The sequence below is a fragment of the Streptomyces pristinaespiralis genome, assembly GCF_001278075.1.
Lineage (GTDB): Bacteria > Actinomycetota > Actinomycetes > Streptomycetales > Streptomycetaceae > Streptomyces > Streptomyces pristinaespiralis.
Genome location: NZ_CP011340.1, coordinates 7,953,019 through 7,972,330, shown reverse-complemented (window position 1 = coordinate 7,972,330; position 19,312 = coordinate 7,953,019). Strand labels below are relative to the sequence as shown.

Here is a 19,312-nt window from a genome sequence, read left to right as displayed (position 1 = left end):
CTGGCTGCCCGGAAACTGCCCGCCCGCCGGCTCTCTTCGCCTGTGTCGGTGCCGGTGGTGCTGGGTACCCGGCCCCGGCAGCCGCCCCCGATCGGGCTGGTGAGAGACGAATGGAAGGCGAACAGCGATGGCAGAGCTCGTAAGAGAAGTCATGACGGCCGGGGTGGCGGCGGTGCGGCCGGACGCCTCACTCGTCGAGGCGGCGCGGCTGATGCGGGACCTGGACATCGGCGATGTGCTGGTCGCCGACGGCGACACGGTGGTCGGGATGCTCACCGACCGGGACATCACCCTTCGTTCGGTCGCCGAGGGCGCGGATCCCACCGGCGTCAGTGCCTCCTCCGCGTGCACCCCCGACCCCGTGTGCGTGACCCCCGACGATTCCGTGGCGTCCGCGGTGCGGCTGATGCGCACCCACGCGGTGCGCCGGCTGCCGGTGGTGGAGGACGGGCGTCCGCTCGGCGTGGTGAGCCTCGGAGATCTCGCCGCCGCCGAGGATCCGCACTCCGTACTGGCGGAGATCAGCGTGGCCGAGAGCAACAACGAGAGGAGCTGATCATGCAGATCGCGTTTCTGACGGCCCATGAAGGAGTGGAGCAGGTCGAACTCGTCAAGCCCTGGCAGGCGGTGTCCGGCTCCGGCGGCGAACCGCGGCTCGTATCGACGCGTCCGGGCCGGGTGCAGGCGTTCGACCACCTGGACAAGGCCGACACCTTCCCTGTCGACCAGGTGGTCGCGGGCGCGTCGGTCGACGACTTCGGCGCACTCGTGCTGCCCGGCGGTGTGGCCAATCCCGACGCACTGCGCATGGACGCCGACGCCGTGGCGTTCGTCAAGGCGTTCTTCGACGCGGGCAAGCCCGTGGCGGCGATCTGCCATGCGCCGTGGACGCTGATCGAGGCGGACGTGGTGCGCGGCCGCACCCTCACCTCGTGGCCCAGCCTGCGTACCGACGTCCGCAACGCGGGCGGGGAATGGGTGGACGAGCAGGTGCGCGTCTGTGAGGCGGCGCCGAGCACGCTGATCACCAGCCGCAAGCCGGATGACCTCGATGCGTTCTGCGAGGCGTTCACCGCCGAATTCGCGAAGGCTTCCGGCGTCGGCGCGAGCCGCTGAGCCGCCGGACGGCGTGGATGGGCGCGCCCGGCGCGCGTCCACACATCCGCGGCTGCCGGGCCCCCGGCACCCCTGAGCCCACGGCGGGCCCCCGGCTCACGCGATCCGGGGGCCCGCTCCGCGTCCCGGCACGGTCACTGGGACCTGTCCCGGGCCCCGGAACGGGTACGGCCCGCCGCCACCTCCCGGTCGGGGTGGCGCCGCAGGTACTCGGCCTCCAGGTCCGCCATCCGCACGTTGTGCGCTTCCAGGGCGGCGGCCGAACCGTAGAGGAGTGTGTCGTGGCGGCTGCGGTGGATGGTCTCCAGTTCCCGCAGCAGATCCTGTTCGCTGAGGTCCGCCGGGTCGACGCCCCTGTGCCGGTGCTCGCTCTCGTTCACGGCAACCGTCCCTTCCGAGTCGTGCTGGTCGTGGCGTGTGTGGGTTGACCTTGCGGGTACCCGCTCGTGACGCGATACCCGGCCTCCGAGGGAGGAAGTCATGCAGCTGTCGTTTCTCACCCCTCTCTACGAGCGTCCAGGTCCATGGGCCAGCGTTCATCTCGACACCCAATGGGAGAACGAGTCGACCGCGAGGCGGCGTGAGCTGCAGGCCCGCGATGTGTGCGAGTCCCTCGCACGGCAGGGGGCCGACGACGCGACCTGGCGCGCCGTCCACGACGCCCTGATGTCACGGCCGGGGCCGACGCACGGTCCGGGGCGCGCCGTCTTCGCGACCGCCGGTCAGGTGGTCCTCGACCCGCCGCTCGCCACGTCCCCGCCCGTCTCCGCGGACGTCCGGTGGTCCGCCCTGCCGCACGTCGCGCCGCTGCTCGACCTCGGTGCCCGGGAACCGGTGTGCCTGGTCGCGTACATCGACCGGCTCGGTGCGGACCTGGAAGTGCGCACCCCGATCGCCGCCCGCCCCGCCGGGCACGCCGAGGGCTGGGACTGGCCGGTGCACCAAACAGGACGTGACGACTGGTCGGAGTGGCACTTCCAGCGGAGCATCGAGAACACCTGGGAGCACAACGCCGGCGAGATCGCGGCCGCGATCGCCGACTGCGAGCAGCAGGTGAAGGCCGACCTGATCGTGCTGGCCGGCGGTGCCCGTGAGCGCCGGGCGGTCCACGACAAGCTGCCCCCGCGGCTGCGGCCGATCGCCGTGGAGACCGAGCACGGCGGCCGGGCGGAGGGCGCGGCCACGCGCCTGCTGGACGAGGACATCGAGAGCGCGCTGCACGAGTTCGCCCTGCGGACCACCGACAAGGAGCTGGACCGGTTCCGCGCCGCCCACGACTCGGTCGCCCAGACCGTGCCCGATCTGGTGGAGGCCGCCCGCGAGCACCGGATCGCCGAGCTGTTCGTGAGGCCGGACGGTGCCGACACGCAGCGCCAGGTCTGGGTCGGCAGCGAGCCCGACCAGGTGGCCGTGCGCCGCACGGAGTCGCAGTACCTGGGTGAGACCCGGCCCTCCGCGGCGCGCGCAGACGACGCGCTGCTGCGCTCCGCGGTGGTGACCGGCGCGGAGGTGCAGAGCGTCCCCGCGGACGGCCACCACGACGTGCCGGTGGGCGGCCTGGGCGCCCTGCTGCGCTGGCCGTACGGGGAGGGACAGCGGCGATGAGCACCCGAGGGGGCGGCGGGGACAAGCAGCAGCGCGCCGTGCTGCACACACTCCTCGAGGACCACGGGCGCACGTACGCGGAGGAGGCGGGGATCACGCTGCGGGACACGCCGCAGCCGCTGTACCGGCTGCTGGTGCTCGCCCATCTGCTGAGCGCCCGCATCAGGGCCTCGGTGGCCGTCGCGGCAGCCCGGGAGCTGAGCGACGCGGGTATGCGCAGCCCGGAGGCGATGAAGAAGGCGTCGTGGCAGGAGCGGGTCGACGCCCTGGGCCGTGGGGGCTACCGGCGTTACGACGAGCGCACGGCGACGCAGTTGGGCGACGGCGCGGAGCTGCTGACCGAGCGGTACGGCGGCGATCTGCGGCGGATGCGGAAGCAGGCCGACGGCGACGTCGACGAGCTGCGCCGTCTTCTGCGGGAGGTCCCCGGCATCGGTCCGGCGGGCGCGGACATCTTCCTGCGGGAGGTGCAGGCCGTGTGGCCGGAGGCCGGGCCGCTGCTGGACGAGAAGGCCCTGCAGGGCGCCCGCCGCCTGGGGGTCGCCGACGACCCGGGGACGCTGCTGGGACTGGCGGGCGACGCCGACGCGGCGCACCTCGCGGCGGGCCTGGTGCGGGCCGCGCTCGACAAGGAACTCGCCGGCTCGGTGAAGGAACACGCGGCGGCCTGACAGGGGTGTGCCCGAGATACGCGCCAAAGGGGCAATGGAGGAACACGTAGCGCTGCGTGACGGGGTGCCGGTAAGAACCGCGTCACCAGCGGCAGACGGTGGTGATCAGTCCTTGGACTGATCTTCCTGGGCTGGGCGGCTCGTACACTGACGAAAATGGAGGACCACACGGCCACCGGGATCGGTGCACGTCCGGCGCCGGTCTTGCGGGAGTACGTCGACTCGTATGTCGGCTTCGATCTCCGCGGGCTCCCGACGGGGGTGCACTGCGGCCCGCCGAGCCGCGCGCTCACTGCGGTGATCAGCCTGTCAGATCCTTTGGAGGTGGCGGCGGGCGTTGACGACGGGTCACCGGTCACCCGATTCGGCAGCGTGGCCGGCGGTCTGATGTGCCGGTCCGTCGCGATTCACCACGACGGACGCCAGCAAGGTGTCCAGATATCGCTGACACCGCTCGGGGCCCGGGCCATCTACGGCATGCCCGCCGCCGAGCTCGCCCACCGGCTGGTCCCGCTCGACGAGCTTCTCGGAGCCCTTGCCGTCGAGCTGGTGGACCGGCTCCGATCGGCGACAACATGGGCGGCACGGTTCACCGCGCTGGACGAATTGCTCCTCCGAGCTGTCGGCCGTGGCGCCTGCGGCGACCATGTGCGCTGGGTGCGCCCCGAGGTGGCCGAGGCATGGCGCCGCCTCGTCGCCGCGCGGGGTTGCGTCCAGGTTGGTGCGGTCGCCGCGGAACTCGGCTGGAGCCGTCGGTACCTCACCGAGCGATTTCGCGGTGAGATGGGCCTGTCGCCGAAGACCGTCGCCCGAGTCCTGCGCTTCGAGCACGCGCACGAACTGGCGGCTGCGCGGGACCCGCTCCCGTGGGGCGATGTGGCAACCGTCTCCGGCTATGCCGACCAGGCCCATCTCGTTCGGGACTGGCGCGAGTTCACGGGCCGATCGCCGACGGCCTGGCGTCGCGGCGAAGTCCTCCTCGGAGCCGGGTAGCCGCCGGCCGGCCGCCCTTCGCGTCGGCTTCTCTTCCCTTTTCTTCAAGACCGCCCGATCGCTGTCGTGGACGATCGTCTGCATGAGACTCGTCAACCACGAACGCAATGCCATGGATCTGCGGACCACCCCCGTGCACCTCGGACTGGGATCGAGAGCGAAACCCGTCGAGGGCTTCGCCTGGGACCCGGAGGTGCTCCAGGCCTACAGCGCCGCGGTCGCGGCAGACGGCGCCGAGGGCCGGATGGTGATGATCTTCGACGGCGACGGGCCCGGCGACCACTGGGAGCAGCACCCTGCGGGCGACGAACTGGTCGTCTGCCTCAGCGGGTCGGTGACGGTCACCCGTGACGTGGACGGGGTGCGCGACCGCGTGCTGCTCGGGCCGTGCGAGGCCACCATCAACCCGGCCGGGGTGTGGCACGTGGTCGACATGGAGGGGCCGTCGTCCATCCTGTCCGTCACCGCGGGTCTCGGCACCGACCACCGCCCTCGGACCGAACCCCGTCCGACCGATCGCGCCGACACGCCCAGCCCGGAGGAAGCGCCGTGACGACACGCGTCGCGTGCCTCGGCGACAGCCTCACCCGCGCGCAGTTCAGCGTCGACTACCTGGAACTTCTCGGACGACGCCACCCTCCCGGCGACGTGCGACTCGCCCGTTTCGGCGTCAACGGCGACTTCGCCTACAACCTCTTGCAGCGCCTCGACGCCGTCGTCGCGAACCCACCCGATGTGATCACCGTGCTGATCGGGACCAACGACGCCCGGGCGAGCCTTGCCGGCTACCCAGTCGAGCAGGCCATGAAGCGCAAACAGCTCCCCGATCGCCCGTCGGCCGGCTGGTTCCAACAGTGCCTGGGAGCCGTCGTCGCACGGCTGCGAGCGGAGACCGACGCGACGATCGGTCTGCTGTCGCTACCGGTACTCGGCCAACAACTCGACGGAGCAGCGACACAGGCATCGCAGGCGTACAGCCGGATGATCGCCGAGGTCGCCGCCACCAACGAGGTGGCCTATCTTCCGCTCCACGAACGCCAGATCGAGGAACTGCGCCAAGCGGACCCGCCGCCGATTTCATACCGGGAGGTGACGCCCGCAGCGGTCGTCGGCGTCCTCGTCCAGCACGCAGTGCTGCGCCGCAGCCTCGACACGATCTCGCGGCGGCGAGGTCTCGTGCTCACGACCGACCACATCCACCAGAACAGCCGCGGCGCCACCCTTGTCGCCGAGGTCATCGACGCCGGTCTGCTGACCCAGAGCGCGTAGCTGGTTCCCGCGCCCGGCACGTCGCCGAACGCGACCCCGTTGCACGCCGCCGCACGTGAATCCGAGCAGATCAGGGCTTCAAGATCATCCCGTTGCCCCCTTGGCGCGTATCCCGGTCACACCCCTGATACGTCCCGGGCACGCGGCCGACGGTCAGCGGGGCCCAGCGGGGCCGGGACGGGACGTGGTGAACCAACTTCGGTGGCCGGGCTCCGGACGTGCGGATGGCTTCGGACATGCGGATGCCGGGCGCCGCGGCCTCCCGTGGCGCCCGGCATCCGCACCGGCCGGTCACTTGCCCAGTGACCGCTTGAGCTCCTCCTTGTTCATGGAAGAGCGACCGTGCACGTTGCGGCGCTGCGCCTCCGTGTACAACTGGTCGTACGTGGGGCCTTCCGAGCCGCTGTGCGAGCGCTTGCCGCCACGGCGGGAGGACGACATGTCCTGGGTGGAGGTCTTGCTCGCGCTCTTGGACTCGCCCGAGCGGGCACGCTCCTTGTTGACCGTGCGCGCGGCCATCTCCTTGGCGCGCTTCTCGCTCGCTCCGCGTTCCTCGGCCCCCTCCTTGATGTGCTCGTACTGCCGTTCCCTCTTGGGACTCGAACCGCGTGGCATGACCACTCCTTAGCGACCGGACCTTGTGACCGGGGACGGGAAACCGACCCCTCCACCGTGCGCCGCGCCCTGTTGGGCCGCAATCGCCGCGACTCGGGGCGCGGCCGATCGGGTAGTGCGTGTACCCGACGCCCGTGGGGACATTCCGGCAGCAGGCCGGAACCGGCCGCGAGGGCGGGCGGACGACTTCTGCCGGGTCCGGGGAGCGCGCGTAAAATCCGGACCGGGCGCGATCACCCGCTGGTCTGGTCGCACTGCCGCTCGAGATGGGAGTGGTCGTGGTCCTGCCTGCCGAAGGACCCGCGGGCGGCGGGCGGCGCGAGGAGGCGGCGTTCGTCCACCGCCTCGGCGAGGAGAACGCCGCGCTCCGCGAGGAACTGTCCCGGCGTCACCTGACCGACCTGGCCACCGGGATCCTCGCCGCCCAGTTGCGGGTGGCCCCGTCGGAGGCCGGCGAACATCTCGCCCGTCTCGCCGAGTCGGCCTCGCTGAGCCGCGAGGACATCGCCGCGGACATCGTGAACGGCGTCGCCGGAACCATCGCCGTCACAGCGCCCGGGTCGACGGCTGCCGGGCCCGACGGCGCCCCGGGCGACGGCGTCCCGCCGCAGGAAGAGGCGCGCCGGCTGCGCCGGGTGGTCACGGCCGCCGAGGCCGCCGCCACCGTGTCCAGGGGCGCGGACACGTTGCTGGAGGGCGGGCTGCGGCCGCTCGGTGCGGAGGCGCTGTGGCTGTGGCGGCTGACCGCGTCCGGATGCCTCCGGCTCGCGGGTCACGCGGGGGTGAGCGCCCTCGAGGCCTCGCAGTGGCAGTGGATCCCCCCGGCCGCTCCCGCACCGGTCCGTGCCGCCTTCACCGACGGAGCGCCCGTGTGGCTGCCGACGGGCCTGCCCCCGGGCGAGATGCTGCCCGGCCCCTCTGAGGAAGCGGCCCGCGCGCTGTTCCCGCTCCGGTTGCGCGGCAGGACCGTCGGCCTGGCGCTCGCCGTCTGGCCCGCCGCCGCCGATCTGACCGGCTCACTGCGCGGCGCGCTCACGGGCCTGGTCGAGGTCGCGGCGCGGGTGCTGGCGGCCGAGGAGGTGACGCCGTCCGAGCAGCCCGTCCTGGACGACCTGCTGGACGCGCTGGCCCATCCGGCGATGATCCTGTGCCGTGAGCCGGGGACCGGTGCCCTGCTCGTCGAGCATGTGAACGGTCCGGCCGGTGACGCGCTGGGCGGCTCCCACCGTGCGGTGGGCCGGCCCGTGGAGGCCGCGTTCCCGCTGCTCCACGTCGATCTCGAGGCCATGTCACGGCGGGCCCGGCACGCGAGCACCCCGCAGCGGGCCGCGCGGCTGCCCGCCGAGCACAGGCTCGACGCGCCCGCGCCGCTGGTGGACGTACGGGTGCTGCCGGCGGGCGACGACCGCACCGTCGTGCTGTGGCACACCCGGAGCGACCACCGCACGGCCGGCGGACGGGCCGTCGGCCGGCTCCAGGGCCTGGCGCTCTTCGAGGACGACTTCGGCTCCGGCCGGTCGACCTGGACGGAGCAGACGTACGCGATCTTCGGTATGCCTTTCGGCTCGGCGCCGGTCCCGCTGACCGAGCTGGAGCCGCGTGTGCACCCGGACGATTCGGCCGGCCTGCGCGAACTGCTCTCCGACCTGGTCGAGCGGCGCAAGGGCGCGGCGGCCGTCGTCCGCGTGGTGCGCCGCGACGGCGGGCTGCGCCATGTGCGGATCGCCGCCGAGCCGTTGCTGGACGGGGCGGACCTGTGCGGGATCACCGGCGTCTACCAGGACATCTCGGCCGAGTACCACACGGAGGTCGCGCTGACGGCGACGTTCGACCAGCTCACGGCCGTGCGGGCGCAGGCGACGCTGCGCCACCGGCTGGTGCTCCAGCTCCAGCAGGCGATCGTCCCCGAGATGCCGTCGCTGACGAAACTGCCGGGGCTGAGCGTGGCGGCCCGCTACCGTCCGGCGGCGCAGGAGTACCGCGTCGGCGGCGACTGGTACGACATCCTGCCGCTGCCCGACGGAAAGGTGCTGATGGCGGTCGGCGACATCGCGGGCCACGGCATCGACGCGGCCACCGGCATGATCGCCCTGCGCAACGCGCTGCGCGGCCTGGCGTTCACCGGCCGCTCCCCCGCCCGGCTGATGGCCTGGCTGAACGACGTCACCCTGCACACCGCCGGGCACCCCACGGCCACGGCGCTGTGCGCGCTGTACGACCCGGGCGACCGGACGCTGCGCTGGGCGAGCGCCGGCCACCTGCCGATCCTGCTGCTGCGTCACGGCACGGCCCGGCTGCTGGAGCCCCCGCGGGACATCCTGCTCGGCGCGACGCACGCCCCCGTCTACCAGGAGGCGACGACGCAGCTGCGCCGGGGGGACACCCTGCTGCTCTTCACCGACGGATTGATCGAGCGCCGCCACGACGGCCTCGACGAGGGCTTGGCCGCGCTGCGTCGCACGGCCGAGAAGCTCACGGCACGTCAGGTCGACGAGCAGGTGGACCAATTGCTGCGGGACGCGACCGGGGACACGGACGACGACACCAGTCTGATCGCGGTGCGCGTCGGCTGAGGTCTCCGCCATGGGATCCGGGGCAGCCGCGGGGCGGCCCGGTCAGCGGCCCTGTTCCAGCCAGAGCCGGATCTTCGCCACGAGCCGGTCGGTGTCGACCGGCTTGGACACGTAGTCGTCCGCTCCCGCGGCCAGCGCCTCCGCCCGGTCGCCCGCCATCGCCTTCGCGGTGACGACGATGATGGGCACGTCGGCGGCGTGCGGCAGTTTCCTGATCGCCTGCATCGCGGAGTAGCCGTCGGTCCCCGCCATCATCACGTCCATCACGACAAGACCGATGTCGTGCCGGGTCCGCACCAGCTCGATGCCGGTCCTGCCGTTGTCCGCCGTGATGACGTGCACGCCTTCGTGCTCGAGGAGTTCGGTGAGCGCGAAGACGTTGCGCGTGTCGTCGTCGACGACCAGGACCGTACGGTCCCTCACCGGCGCGGCCGGCCGGGTGCCGGCGCCGCCCGGTCCGCCGTTCGCCTCGCCCGGCTCCGCCTGGGTGGAACCGCGGCGGTGGACCGGGAGGTACAGAGTGAAGCAGCTGCCGCGTCCGAGGGTGCTCTGCGCCTCGATGGTGCCGCCGAGCAGCCGGGCGACCTCCCGGCTGATCGACAGCCCGAGACCGGTGCCGCCGTAGTGGCGGGAGGTGGTTCCGTCGCCCTGCTGGAAGGCGCCGAACATGCTCTCCAGCCGGTCGGCCGGGATGCCGATGCCGGTGTCGACGACGCGGAAGGCGACGACGGGCCCGGAGTCACGCAGCGAGGAGGGCACCTCTTCCTCGCCCGCGACGGCGACCCGCAGTTCGACCCTCCCCTGGTCGGTGAACTTCAGCGCGTTCGACAGCAGGTTGCGCAGCACCTGGCGGAGCCTCGACTCGTCGGTGGTCAGCCACTGCGGCGCGTCCGGCTCCGTCACGGCCTCGAAGGCGAGTTCACGTTCGGTCGCCACGGGCCGGAACGTGGCCTCGACGTGCTCCATGAGTCCGCTGAGCGGGAAGGCCGCGGGGTGGACGGGCATCTTGCCGGCCTCGACCTTGGACAGGTCGAGGATGTCGTTGATCAGCTGGAGCAGGTCGGAGCCCGCGGAGTGGATGACCTCGGCGTAGTCCACCTGCTTCTCGGTGAGGTTTCCCTCGAGGTTCTGTGCGAGCAACTGCGCGAGGATCAGCAGGCTGTTGAGCGGTGTGCGCAGCTCGTGGCTCATGTTGGCCAGGAACTCGGACTTGTACATCGAGGTCCGGGACAGCTGCTGGGCGCGGGCCTCAAGCTCCTGGCGGGCCTGTTCGATCTCCAGGTTCTTGCGTTCGATGTCGCGGTTGCGGTCGGCGAGCAGGGCCGCCTTCTCCTTGAGTTCGGCGTTGGAGCGCTGCAACTCCTCCTGGCGTGCCTGCAGTTCCCGGGAGCGGTTGCTGAGTTCCGCGGTCAGCCGCTGGGACCTGTCGAGCAGTTCGTCGGTCCGGGTGTTGGCGATCAGCGAGCTGACGTTGACGCCGACCGACTCGATGAACTGGTCGAGGAAGTCCCGGTGGACGACCGTCAGGGGCTGCACGGCGGCGAGTTCGACGACGCCCAGCAGCTGGTCCTCGAGGACGACGGGCAGCACGACGAGGTGGCTCGGGTCGGTCCGGCCGGTGCCGGAGAAGACGGTCGCGTAGCCCGGCGGCAGGTCGTCGACCTCGATCGTGCGCCTGCTGCGGGCGGCCTGTCCCACCAGCGACCGGCCGAGCGGGATACGGCTGCCCCGGTCGGCCCGGCCGTCCGGGGCCCCGTACGCGGCGGTCATGACGAGGTCGGTCCCCTCTTCGCCCTCCTGCGCGAGGAAGAATCCGCCGTACTGGGCGCGGACCAGGGGCGGCACCTCGTCCATGATCAGCTCGGCCAGCGTGGTCAGGCTCCTGGTGCCCTGCATGAGGCCGGAGATCCGGGCGAGGTTGGTCTTGAGCCAGTCCTGTTCCTCGTTGGCCCGGATCGTCGCCCGCAGCGACTCGACCATGGCGTTGATGTTGTCCTTGAGGTCGCCGACCTCGCCGGGCGCGTCGACGGTGATGGAACGGGTGAGGTCCCCCTCGGCGACCGCGCTGGTCACCTCGGCGATGGCGCGCACCTGGCGGGTCAGGTTCCCGGCGAGTTCGTTGACGTTCTCGGTGAGCCGCTTCCAGGTGCCGGAGACGCCCTCGACCTCGGCCTGCCCGCCCAGTCGCCCTTCGCTGCCGACCTCGCGGGCCACCCTGGTGACCTCGGCCGCGAACGAGGAGAGCTGGTCGACCATCGTGTTGATGGTGGTCTTCAGCTCGAGGATCTCGCCCCGCGCGTCGACGTCGATCCTTCTGGTCAGGTCGCCGCGGGCGACCGCGGTGGTGACCTGGGCGATGTTGCGGACCTGGTTGGTGAGGTTGTTCGCCATCGAGTTGACGTTGTCGGTGAGGTCCTTCCAGGTGCCGGAGACTCCGCGAACGGTGGCCTGGCCGCCGAGGTTCCCGTCGGTCCCGACCTCGCGGGCCACCCTGGACACCTCTTCCGCGAACGAGGAGAGCCGGTCGACCATCGTGTTGATGGTCTCCTTGAGCTCCAGGATCTCGCCCCGCGCGTCGACCTTGATCTTCTGAGTGAGGTCGCCGCGGGCCACGGCGGTGGCGACCTGCGCGATGGAGCGGACCTGCGAGGTGAGGTTGTCCGCCATGGTGTTGACGCCGGAGGTGAGCTCCCACCACACGCCCTTGACCTGCGGCTCCCGGGCCTGGCCGCCGAGCAGGCCCTGTCCGCCGACCTCCCGGGCGACCCTCGTGACCTCGGAGGTGACGAGGGAGAGCTGGTCCACCATCCCGTTGTAGATCGCGGCGATCTCGCCGAGCAGGCCGAAGTCGTAGGGCAACCGGACGGAGAGGTCCCCGTCGCGCACGGCGGTGAGCCCGGCCAGCAGCTTGGTGAGACCCTCCTCGCTCAGCTCCGCGGGAGGCCGGCCCCGCCGGGGCTCGGGCGTACTGCTGGACGCGTCCATCGCAGACCTCGCGCTGTCGTGACGTGCGGCGCCGTGGCCCGGGCACCGCCGGAGCGGGGCCGCCCACGGCCTCCTCCACTGTGGCACGCGGGCACTGTCACGACACCCCGGCGCGGGGCCGCACGATCGCCCGACGGGAACTGCGGCCGCTCGGGCGACGGGGCTCAGTCCGGGACCGTGACGACGAACCAGACGGCCTTGCCCCTCCCATGAGGCGCCCATCCCCACTCCTCGGACAGGCGATCCAGCAGATACAGACCGTGTCCGGAGGCCCTGGCGGGGTGATGCGGGCCCCGGGGGCGCGGCGGGGCCGCGCCGGTGTCGCTGACCTGCACCCTGATCCGGCCGGGGCCGCGGTCGATCCTCAGCTCGTACGGGGTGCCACCGTGCGTGCACGCGTTGGTGACCACCTCGGACACGAGGAGCAGTGCGTCCTGGGCCCGGACACGCCCGGCGGCGCCGTAGGGGCCGAACCAGTCGTCCAGGGCCTCGCGTGTCAGGTCGCGGCACCGGGCCACCACGCCCCGGCCACCGTCGAGGGGAAAGCGGCGGCTGACGGAGATCTGCTGTTCAGGAGCCCGTTCCATAGGGGTCGCGTGCCCCCCAGCGATTGCTTCAAAGCACCCCGAAGGGGAATCATCGGTACATAAGAGCTCGCCCGACGGTCCCGCTGCATCCGACAGCGCCGGCCTCCGCCCCGTCGAAGGAGCCGCGATGTCCAGTTCGACCCACACCCGGCAGTCCGTCCACAGTGGAACCCCGGAGTCCGCCGGCCGCCCGGAGCCCCGCCTCACGTCGGAGCGGCGCGCCGTTTTCGACGGCCTCCCCGAGATCCCCGACCCGCGCGCCGTCAGCCCCATGGACGCCCGCGCGCTGTCGACCACGCTGTTCGCCCGGCTCGCCGTTCTGGAAGAGGGCACCCCGGAGTACTCCTACGTCCGCAACACGCTGGTGGAGCTGAACCTGAGCCTCGTGAAGTTCGCGGCGCTCCGGTTCGCCAACCGGGCCGAACCGATGGAGGACATCATCCAGGTCGGGACGATCGGTCTGATCAAGGCGATCAACCGCTTCGACCTGGAGCGCGAGGTCGAGTTCGCCTCGTTCGCGCTCCCCACCGTGATCGGTGAGATCAAACGGTTCTTCCGGGACTCCAGCTGGTCGGTGCGTGTGCCGCGCCGGCTCCAGGAGCTGCGGATCGACCTCGCCAAGGCGCTCGACGTCCTGGAACAGCGGCTGGGACGCAGGCCCACCACCGCCGAGCTGGCCGCGTACCTCGGCGTCAGCGAGGAGGAGGTGGTGGAGGGCGAGCGCGCGTCCAACGGCTACACGGCGCAGTCGCTCGACGCCACGGTGAACGACGAGGACGCGTCCAACGCCGTCAACAGGCGCCTCGGCATCGACGACCCCGCCTTCGACATCATCGACTCCCTCGAAGCGCTCAAGCCCCTCATCGCCACGCTGGACGAGCGCGACAGGCTGATCCTGTCGCTGCGCTTCCGCGAGGAGCTGACGCAGTCGGAGATCGGCGAGCGGCTCGGCATCTCGCAGATGCATGTGTCACGTCTGCTGGCACGCATCCTCGAGAAGCTGCGGGCCGGGATCATGGACGACTCATCCGCTGTCCCCGTGCGGGACTGAGCCGCACCTCCAGCCAGACGACCTTTCCCGTGCCGCGGGGCTCCGAGCCCCAACTGTGCGCCAGCCGCTCCATGATGATCAGCCCGTGGCCGCCCGGCCGGGAGAGATCGCTCTGCACCTTGCGCCGGGGCCGGCGGGGGTCGGCGTCGGCCACCTCGACCCGCAGCCACTCCGCGGACCTGCTGAGCACCAGTTCTTCGGGACCGCCCGCGTGCAGGCAGGCGTTCGTCACCAGCTCGGACACGAGCAGGAGCACGTCCTCCACGACGTCGCTGGGTCCTTCGGGTCCGGCCGCCGTCCATCCCCAGTCGGCCAGCGCCTGCTCGGTGAAGTCACGACACCGGCTGACGACCCCTTTCGTCCCGAACAGCGCCAGCCGGCGGGTCTGCCCGTGCCCTCCGGGGCCCGTGGTCATCAGGCCTCCTCCGTCAGGTCGACGGCTCGTCCGCCAGCGCTTCGTCCACGCCGGCGTGCACCCGGAACACCGTATGTGCCCCCGTTATCTCGAACATGCGCGCCACAGGGGGCCGCAGACCCGCGAGTTCCACCCGAGCGTCCGTCTCCTGGGCGGCCAACCGCCCGTGCAGGAGGACGTTCAGCCCGGTGGAGTCGCAGAAGTCCAGTCCGGCGCAGTCGACGACGAGCCGCTTGGCGCCCGCGTGCAGATGCTCCTCGATGGCTTCCCGCAGGGGCGCGGCGGTGTCGTGGTCGAGTTCGCCGCTCAGGGAGAGGACGACGGTGTCGCCCCGTTGCCGGGCGGCGACGCCGAACCGCTCGCCGCCGGCGGCGGATTCCTCCCCCGGCGGCCTGGTGGCTCGCGAGACCATTGGCTCCGCCTCCTCGACACTCGTACCGGCTTTCCGACTATTGCCGCCTTGCTCGGCAGCGGCCACCCGCGGCCGTTCGGGTACCCGCCGTGGGCAGCGCCACACCGCCGTCCTTCCGCCTCGCGCGGACCGCGCGACGGCAAGGCCGGCCAGGGCGGCCCCGTCGAAACCGGTGAAGCCGGGACACCGGGCGGACCACGGGCGGCCCAGGACGGATCATTTGCCGCCGACGGGGTACCTGTCGTGTCCCCACGACGTCCCCGGACAGTGGGAAGCAGCGGGAACGGCCTATCCAACTCCGAGACGGACCCAGGACGGAGAAGCGGTAATGAACCACCCTCAGGACACGGCCCGGCCGGGAACTCTGCCTCGGGCCTCAGGGCCCGGCGGAGCGCTCGACGCGGTCGCCGCCGTCCAACCGGCGGCGAGCGCCCCGGAAGAACTGCCGCAGGACCACACCCAGGCGATCCTTCAGGCCACGAAACAGGTGGGCGCCCTGCTCAAGGCGTCGGGGTACCCCTTCGCCCTGGTCGGAAGCGTGGCCGCCTACGCGCACGGAGTGCCCATCCGGCTGCAGCACGACTCAGACTTCTGCCTCCGCAGGGAGGACGCCGAGGGCGTGGTGCGGACCCTCGTCGAAGGGGGGATCGAGGTCGTCTCGCCGCCGGAGGACTGGCTGGTGAAGGCCAGGGCGGGCGGCGAGGAGATCGACCTGATCTTCGAACTGGCCCACCGCCCCGTCACCAAGGAGATGCTCGACCGGGCCGAGATCCTGCCGGTCGACTCCGTGCACATGCCGGTGCTCGCCCCGTCCGACCTGCTGGAGAGCCGCCTCACAGCGCTGTCGGAGCATCACTGCGACTTCGGCGCCCTGCTGCCGATCGCCCGGGCGCTGCGCGAGCGGGTCGACTGGGACCGGCTGCGCCGCGAGCACTCCTCCTCGCCGATGCCGGACGCGTTCCTGTATCTGCTTGAGCGGCTGGACGTCATCCCGCCGCGGGAGGTGCCCCATGAGGGAACCTGAGGCTTCCGAGTACCGGATCGCTCGTCTGCGGGAGCGGCTCGCGGACGAGGAGATCTCGGAACTGGGCGTACAGATCGACATGCGCGGCGGATACGTGCACCTGTGGGGCACCGTGTCCACGGCCGCGTGCAGGAGCGAGATCCTGCGCATCGCAGAGACCGAACTCGGCGGGCTGCCGGTGCGGGCCGACCTCACGGTCGCCTGTGCCACGGCCCCCGAACGGCCCGAGGAGCTCGAGTGATCCGTGTTGCTGCCGTGGGAGACATCCACCTGGCGCCCGACAGCCGAGGGCTGCTGCGCCCCGCGTGGGAGACGCTCGGTGACTGTGCCGACATGCTGCTGCTGGCGGGCGACCTGACCCGCCACGGCACGCTCGAGGAGGCACAGGTGGTTGCCGACGAGATCAAGGGGCTGCCGGTGCCGGTCATCGCCGTCCTGGGGAACCACGACTACCACAGTGACCTTCAGGACGAGGTGACGGGCGTACTCGAACGCGCCGGCGCGACCGTCCTCGAGGGCGCGGGCACGGTGCTCGACGTCGGCGGCACCAAGGTCGGCGTCGCCGGCACGAAGGGCTTCGGCGGCGGCTTCGCGGGCCGCAGCGCGGGCGAGTTCGGCGAGCCGGAGATGAGGTCCTTCGTCCGTTACAGCCGCCTGTGCGCGGCCGATCTGGCCCGTTCCCTGCTCGATCTGCGGGACCGGGGCTGCGAGGTCCTCATCGCCCTCACGCACTTCTCGCCGGTCCCCGACACGCTGGCCGGGGAACCGCCGGAGATCTATCCGTTCCTGGGCACGTACCTCCTCGCGGAGGCGATCGACGAGGGCGAGGCGCACCTGGCGGTGCACGGCCACGCCCACATGGGCACCGAGCACGGGATGACCGCCGGCGGTGTCAAGGTGCGTAATGTCGCGCAGCCGGTCATCGGCCACGCGTTCGCCGTGTACCACCTTCCGGTGGATGCGCGGATCGACGTACCGGCCGTCGGCTGAGAGGTTTTGGCCGCACTCGCCCGGGCAGGTGCGTGTTGTGCTTCGGACAGGAGGCACGCCCCGTGGGAGCGGATGCTCCGGGCGTTTCAGGCCCCTGTCCGTGATCCCCGGGTGACTCGATTTTCCGGCATTGCAGCCCCCACATCCCAGGGAGTCGCGACATCATGCCCACGTTCGCTCACACCAAGCACTCTCACTCCGACGCCCCCGACACAGCGGCCGCCTTCCGCAGGCTCGCCGAACTCGACGACGGACCCGAGCGGCAGGAAGTACGCCAGGAGATCGTGTCCGCCTGGCTGCCGATGGCCGAACGGATCGCCGGCCGGTTCCGCAACCGCGGCGAGTCCATCGAGGACCTCCAGCAGGTCGCCGCTCTCGGCCTGGTCAAGGCGGTCGACCGCTACGACCCCTCGCGCGGCGCCTTCGAGAGCTTCGCGGTGCCCACCGTCGTGGGCGAGGTCAAGCGGCACTTCCGCGACCACATGTGGGCCCTGCACGTGCCGCGCCGCGTCCAGGATCTGCGTAACCGCGTCCGGTTCGCCCGCCAGGACCTCGTGCAGACGGTCTCGGGGCGCGCCCCGACCGTCGCCGAGATCGCCGAACGCGCCGGCGTCTCCGAGGAGGACGCCCTGGTCGGTCTTGAGGCGCTGGAGAGTTTCACCGCGCTGTCCCTCGACGCGGAGCTCCCGGGCGCGGACGACGGCTACTCGCTCAGCGACACCCTGGGCTCGGCCGATCCCGCGATCGACGTGCTGGTGGACCGCGAGGCGGTGAAGCCGGGACTGCGCAAGCTGCCCGAGCGTGAGCAGAACATCCTGTACATGCGCTTCTTCCGCGACATGACCCAGAGCAGCATCGCCCAGACGCTGGGGATCTCCCAGATGCACGTGTCCCGGCTGATCAGCCGGTGCTGCGACCAGCTGCGGAACGAGGTCATGCGCGACGAGGCCCTGCGCGAGGACGTCATACGGCGCGCCGCATAGCCAGCGCGACATGCCGCGAGACGACGTCGACGGCACGGGCGTGCGCCATCGAGAACGCGTGCGTGCCCCCACTGCGGAACAGCGACAGCACCCCGAGGACCCGCCCCCCTCCCTCACGGCGTTCCTGGACGGGCACGCAGAGCAGGGACGTCACGTCGGCCTGTACGAGGACGGAGTCACCGTCCGCGTCCCGGCCGAAGCAGTCGAGGTCCTCCGGGCGCACCTGGAGCAGCGAGGAGCCCTCCCGGGCGCAGTCGACGACGATCGGGCAGCCGGCCGGGTCCTGGGCCGCCATCCGTGCCGCCAGCGCGGCCGCCTCCTCGCCGGACGGGCCCTTCACGGCGATGCGGCGCAGACCGGCTCCGGTCACGAGGTCGGCGACGGCCCAGTCCGCGCCGTGGGCGGCGAGCACCGCCGCCGCCGCGTCCAGCACCGCTTCCGGTTCGCCGACGGGGGCGGACAGCAGCGCGGTGGTCATGCCGTCCAGAAGGTCGATCTGGGCCGCGTGCGCGGCGACCTCCGCGAGGTCGGGGGCGGTGGCGCGGCGCAGTCTGGTCCCGGTGCGGCCGGCCGGGGCGCCGGACCGGCCGCCGTCCTGCCGGTCGTGGACCATGTCGGACTGGAGGACCATGAGCACGGCGGGGTGCGGTTCGTTCGGCGGGCGCAGTGCGGTGAGTGTGGCCCGCAGCGTCTCCTCCGGACGCTGCTGCAGATGTACGCGCAGGCTGCGCGGCCCCTCTCCCCTGGCGACGGCGGCCGCCTGCGAGCGCAGGGCGCTGCGGTCGCCGGGGCGCAGCAGCCCGGACAGCGGCCGGCCGGCGGCGTAGCCGGCGCGTACACCGGTGAGGTCCGTGGCGGCGAGGTTCATCCGGCGGACGACCGTGTCACCGCCGATGAGGGCCACGGGCAGCGGAAGCCGCTGGAAGAGGGCCCGCAGGAGCTGGAGCTCGGTGCGGTCCGCCGACGCCCGGGCCGGGCCCTGGGCCGCCAGGCGTTCGTACTTGGGCCACAGGGTCTCCGAAACGTGCTGGAGTTCGAACAGGGCCGCGTCCAGGAGGGTCTGCTGCTCGTCCGGCGGCAGACCCCGCGCGGCTCTCAGCTCGGCCACCCGGCGGACGAAATCCTCGAGGTCGTCGCCGGACTCATCGCTCTGCGCCATGGGAGAAAGTTATCCGACCGCGCGGCGGCGCAACGGGACGACCAGTGAGTTCGCGTGAGGGACCGGGGGTTTGTGGTGCGGGGCGGCGGGCAACCGCACCCGCGGAAGGAGGATTCGCAATGCTGCCCCCGACGGACCCGACCGTGGAACCCGCCGCCGGCGCCCGCGACCTTTCGGACTTCACGGAAGCGGCGATGCGCTGTGTGGAGCCCTGCTGCGGCGCGGCGACGACGGTCACCGACGGCTCGGCCGAGCGCCGCGCCGCCGCCACCCACCCCGATCTGACGACCCTGATCTCCGTCGAGCTCGATGCGGGCGAAGGTCCCACCTCTATCGCCCTGGACACGGGCGAGCCCGTCGCGGCCATCGATCTGCTGGACGAGGAGCGCTGGCCGGAATACCGTGCCGCGGCCCTGGAGTCGGGTATCCGCTCCAGCGTCACGATGCCGTTCCGGCGCAGCGAGGTGGAAGTGACGCTGAGTCTCTACAGCTTCCACCCCGGGGCGTTCGCCCATCTGGCCCATCATCCGGTGGTCGTGCTGGGAGAGCAGTTCGCCCAAGGGCTGGTGCGCGACCACTTCTACCGGGCGGCTCTCGCCCAGGTGAACCAGCTCGAGACGGCCCTGGACTCACGCGCCGTCATCGACCAGGCCAGCGGCATCCTGATGCACGCCCTCGGCTGCGACCCCGCCGCGGCCTTCGACGTCATGCGGCGCTTCTCGCAGCAGACCAACCGCAAGCTGAGCGCCGTGGCGGAGGAGATCGTGCGCAGCAGGGGCCGCAGTCTGCGGGCGCAGCAGCACCCACGGTGACCACATCAGGGCGAATCACAGCATTTCGCCCGATCGTCGGGGAACCTTCCCC

Annotated in this window: 21 protein-coding genes; 14 read left to right on the top strand and 7 right to left on the bottom strand. The window is 71.8% G+C overall.

The genetic code is table 11. The features are described 5' to 3' along the window. Nucleotides 1-127: 127 nt before the first annotated feature. On the top strand, nucleotides 128-556 hold the full coding sequence (locus tag SPRI_RS34245) for a CBS domain-containing protein (RefSeq protein ID WP_053557647.1): 429 nt from the start codon (nucleotides 128-130) through the stop codon (nucleotides 554-556). Nucleotides 557-558: 2 nt separating this feature from the next. Next, the gene (locus tag SPRI_RS34240) at nucleotides 559-1,116 is read left to right on the top strand and encodes a type 1 glutamine amidotransferase domain-containing protein (protein WP_005321248.1); all 558 of its coding nucleotides are present in this window, start codon (nucleotides 559-561) and stop codon (nucleotides 1,114-1,116) included. 134 nt (nucleotides 1,117-1,250) lie between these two features. On the opposite strand, the gene SPRI_RS34235 is transcribed toward SPRI_RS34240, so the two are convergent. Next, nucleotides 1,251-1,496: a DUF6158 family protein gene (locus tag SPRI_RS34235; protein ID WP_005321245.1), complete on the bottom strand. Its 246-nt coding sequence runs from the start codon at nucleotides 1,494-1,496 to the stop codon at nucleotides 1,251-1,253. A 100-nt stretch (nucleotides 1,497-1,596) separates the two neighbouring features. Between SPRI_RS34235 and SPRI_RS34230 the strand changes: the two genes are divergently transcribed. The 5 genes from SPRI_RS34230 to SPRI_RS34210 all read left to right on the top strand — a co-directional run bounded on the left by SPRI_RS34230 (nucleotide 1,597) and on the right by SPRI_RS34210 (nucleotide 5,654). Further along, a complete protein-coding gene (locus tag SPRI_RS34230; protein ID WP_005321243.1) occupies nucleotides 1,597-2,721 on the top strand; it encodes a baeRF2 domain-containing protein in 1,125 nt (374 codons plus the stop codon). After that, nucleotides 2,718-3,392, top strand: a complete 675-nt coding sequence (locus SPRI_RS34225; protein WP_005321241.1) for an HhH-GDP family DNA glycosylase — start codon at nucleotides 2,718-2,720, stop codon at nucleotides 3,390-3,392. Before SPRI_RS34230 ends, SPRI_RS34225 begins: the two co-directional genes overlap by 4 nt. A gap of 156 nt (nucleotides 3,393-3,548) precedes the next feature. Next, on the top strand, nucleotides 3,549-4,385 hold the full coding sequence (locus SPRI_RS34220) for a helix-turn-helix domain-containing protein (protein ID WP_005321238.1): 837 nt from the start codon (nucleotides 3,549-3,551) through the stop codon (nucleotides 4,383-4,385). 82 nt (nucleotides 4,386-4,467) lie between these two features. Beyond that, nucleotides 4,468-4,938, top strand: a complete 471-nt coding sequence (locus SPRI_RS34215; RefSeq protein ID WP_037775509.1) for a cupin domain-containing protein — start codon at nucleotides 4,468-4,470, stop codon at nucleotides 4,936-4,938. Beyond that, entirely contained in the window at nucleotides 4,935-5,654 is a 720-nt protein-coding gene (locus tag SPRI_RS34210; protein WP_005321235.1) for an SGNH/GDSL hydrolase family protein, read from the top strand. Before SPRI_RS34215 ends, SPRI_RS34210 begins: the two co-directional genes overlap by 4 nt. 291 nt (nucleotides 5,655-5,945) lie before the next feature. On the opposite strand, the gene SPRI_RS34205 is transcribed toward SPRI_RS34210, so the two are convergent. Beyond that, nucleotides 5,946-6,269, bottom strand: coding sequence for a hypothetical protein (locus SPRI_RS34205; RefSeq protein WP_037775508.1), 324 nt, complete (start codon nucleotides 6,267-6,269; stop codon nucleotides 5,946-5,948). A gap of 278 nt (nucleotides 6,270-6,547) precedes the next feature. Here SPRI_RS34205 and SPRI_RS34200 point away from each other — a divergent pair, with 278 nt between their 5' ends. Next, a complete protein-coding gene (locus SPRI_RS34200) occupies nucleotides 6,548-8,842 on the top strand; it encodes a SpoIIE family protein phosphatase (RefSeq protein WP_053557833.1) in 2,295 nt (764 codons plus the stop codon). Nucleotides 8,843-8,884: 42 nt separating this feature from the next. On the opposite strand, the gene SPRI_RS34195 is transcribed toward SPRI_RS34200, so the two are convergent. After that, on the bottom strand, nucleotides 8,885-11,827 hold the full coding sequence (locus tag SPRI_RS34195; protein WP_050791633.1) for a HAMP domain-containing protein: 2,943 nt from the start codon (nucleotides 11,825-11,827) through the stop codon (nucleotides 8,885-8,887). 164 nt (nucleotides 11,828-11,991) lie between these two features. Then, nucleotides 11,992-12,414: an ATP-binding protein gene (locus SPRI_RS38290; protein ID WP_050791632.1), complete on the bottom strand. Its 423-nt coding sequence runs from the start codon at nucleotides 12,412-12,414 to the stop codon at nucleotides 11,992-11,994. 127 nt (nucleotides 12,415-12,541) lie between these two features. On the opposite strand from SPRI_RS38290, the gene SPRI_RS34185 reads away from it, so the two are divergent. Further along, the gene (locus SPRI_RS34185) at nucleotides 12,542-13,465 is read left to right on the top strand and encodes a SigB/SigF/SigG family RNA polymerase sigma factor (protein ID WP_005321229.1); all 924 of its coding nucleotides are present in this window, start codon (nucleotides 12,542-12,544) and stop codon (nucleotides 13,463-13,465) included. On the opposite strand, the gene SPRI_RS34180 is transcribed toward SPRI_RS34185, so the two are convergent. Together SPRI_RS34180 and SPRI_RS34175 are read right to left on the bottom strand one after the other, a co-directional pair. After that, nucleotides 13,428-13,880 carry an ATP-binding protein gene (locus SPRI_RS34180; protein WP_037775505.1) on the bottom strand — a complete coding sequence of 151 codons (453 nt, stop codon included), beginning with the start codon at nucleotides 13,878-13,880 and terminating at the stop codon, nucleotides 13,428-13,430. The two genes, SPRI_RS34185 and SPRI_RS34180, sit on opposite strands and share 38 nt — an antisense overlap. A gap of 13 nt (nucleotides 13,881-13,893) precedes the next feature. Next, entirely contained in the window at nucleotides 13,894-14,292 is a 399-nt protein-coding gene (locus SPRI_RS34175; protein WP_005321227.1) for an STAS domain-containing protein, read from the bottom strand. Between the two features lie 328 nt (nucleotides 14,293-14,620). On the opposite strand from SPRI_RS34175, the gene SPRI_RS34170 reads away from it, so the two are divergent. The 4 genes from SPRI_RS34170 (at nucleotide 14,621) to SPRI_RS34155 (ending at nucleotide 17,289) form a co-directional block, all read left to right on the top strand. Further along, a complete protein-coding gene (locus SPRI_RS34170) occupies nucleotides 14,621-15,316 on the top strand; it encodes a nucleotidyltransferase family protein (RefSeq protein ID WP_005321226.1) in 696 nt (231 codons plus the stop codon). Further along, the gene (locus tag SPRI_RS34165; protein ID WP_005321225.1) at nucleotides 15,303-15,557 is read left to right on the top strand and encodes a BON domain-containing protein; all 255 of its coding nucleotides are present in this window, start codon (nucleotides 15,303-15,305) and stop codon (nucleotides 15,555-15,557) included. Before SPRI_RS34170 ends, SPRI_RS34165 begins: the two co-directional genes overlap by 14 nt. Further along, a complete protein-coding gene (locus tag SPRI_RS34160; RefSeq protein WP_037775503.1) occupies nucleotides 15,554-16,306 on the top strand; it encodes a metallophosphoesterase family protein in 753 nt (250 codons plus the stop codon). The genes SPRI_RS34165 and SPRI_RS34160 overlap by 4 nt, the downstream gene beginning before the upstream one ends. A gap of 164 nt (nucleotides 16,307-16,470) precedes the next feature. Then, nucleotides 16,471-17,289 (top strand): SigB/SigF/SigG family RNA polymerase sigma factor, encoded by an 819-nt coding sequence (locus tag SPRI_RS34155; RefSeq protein ID WP_005321223.1) that lies wholly within the window; start codon nucleotides 16,471-16,473, stop codon nucleotides 17,287-17,289. Here the strand turns inward: SPRI_RS34155 and SPRI_RS34150 are convergent. Continuing rightward, nucleotides 17,270-18,448: a PAS domain-containing protein gene (locus SPRI_RS34150; RefSeq protein WP_053557646.1), complete on the bottom strand. Its 1,179-nt coding sequence runs from the start codon at nucleotides 18,446-18,448 to the stop codon at nucleotides 17,270-17,272. The two genes, SPRI_RS34155 and SPRI_RS34150, sit on opposite strands and share 20 nt — an antisense overlap. Before the next feature lie 119 nt (nucleotides 18,449-18,567). Here SPRI_RS34150 and SPRI_RS34145 point away from each other — a divergent pair, with 119 nt between their 5' ends. Beyond that, nucleotides 18,568-19,260 (top strand): ANTAR domain-containing response regulator, encoded by a 693-nt coding sequence (locus SPRI_RS34145; RefSeq protein ID WP_037775499.1) that lies wholly within the window; start codon nucleotides 18,568-18,570, stop codon nucleotides 19,258-19,260. Nucleotides 19,261-19,312 lie beyond the last annotated feature (52 nt).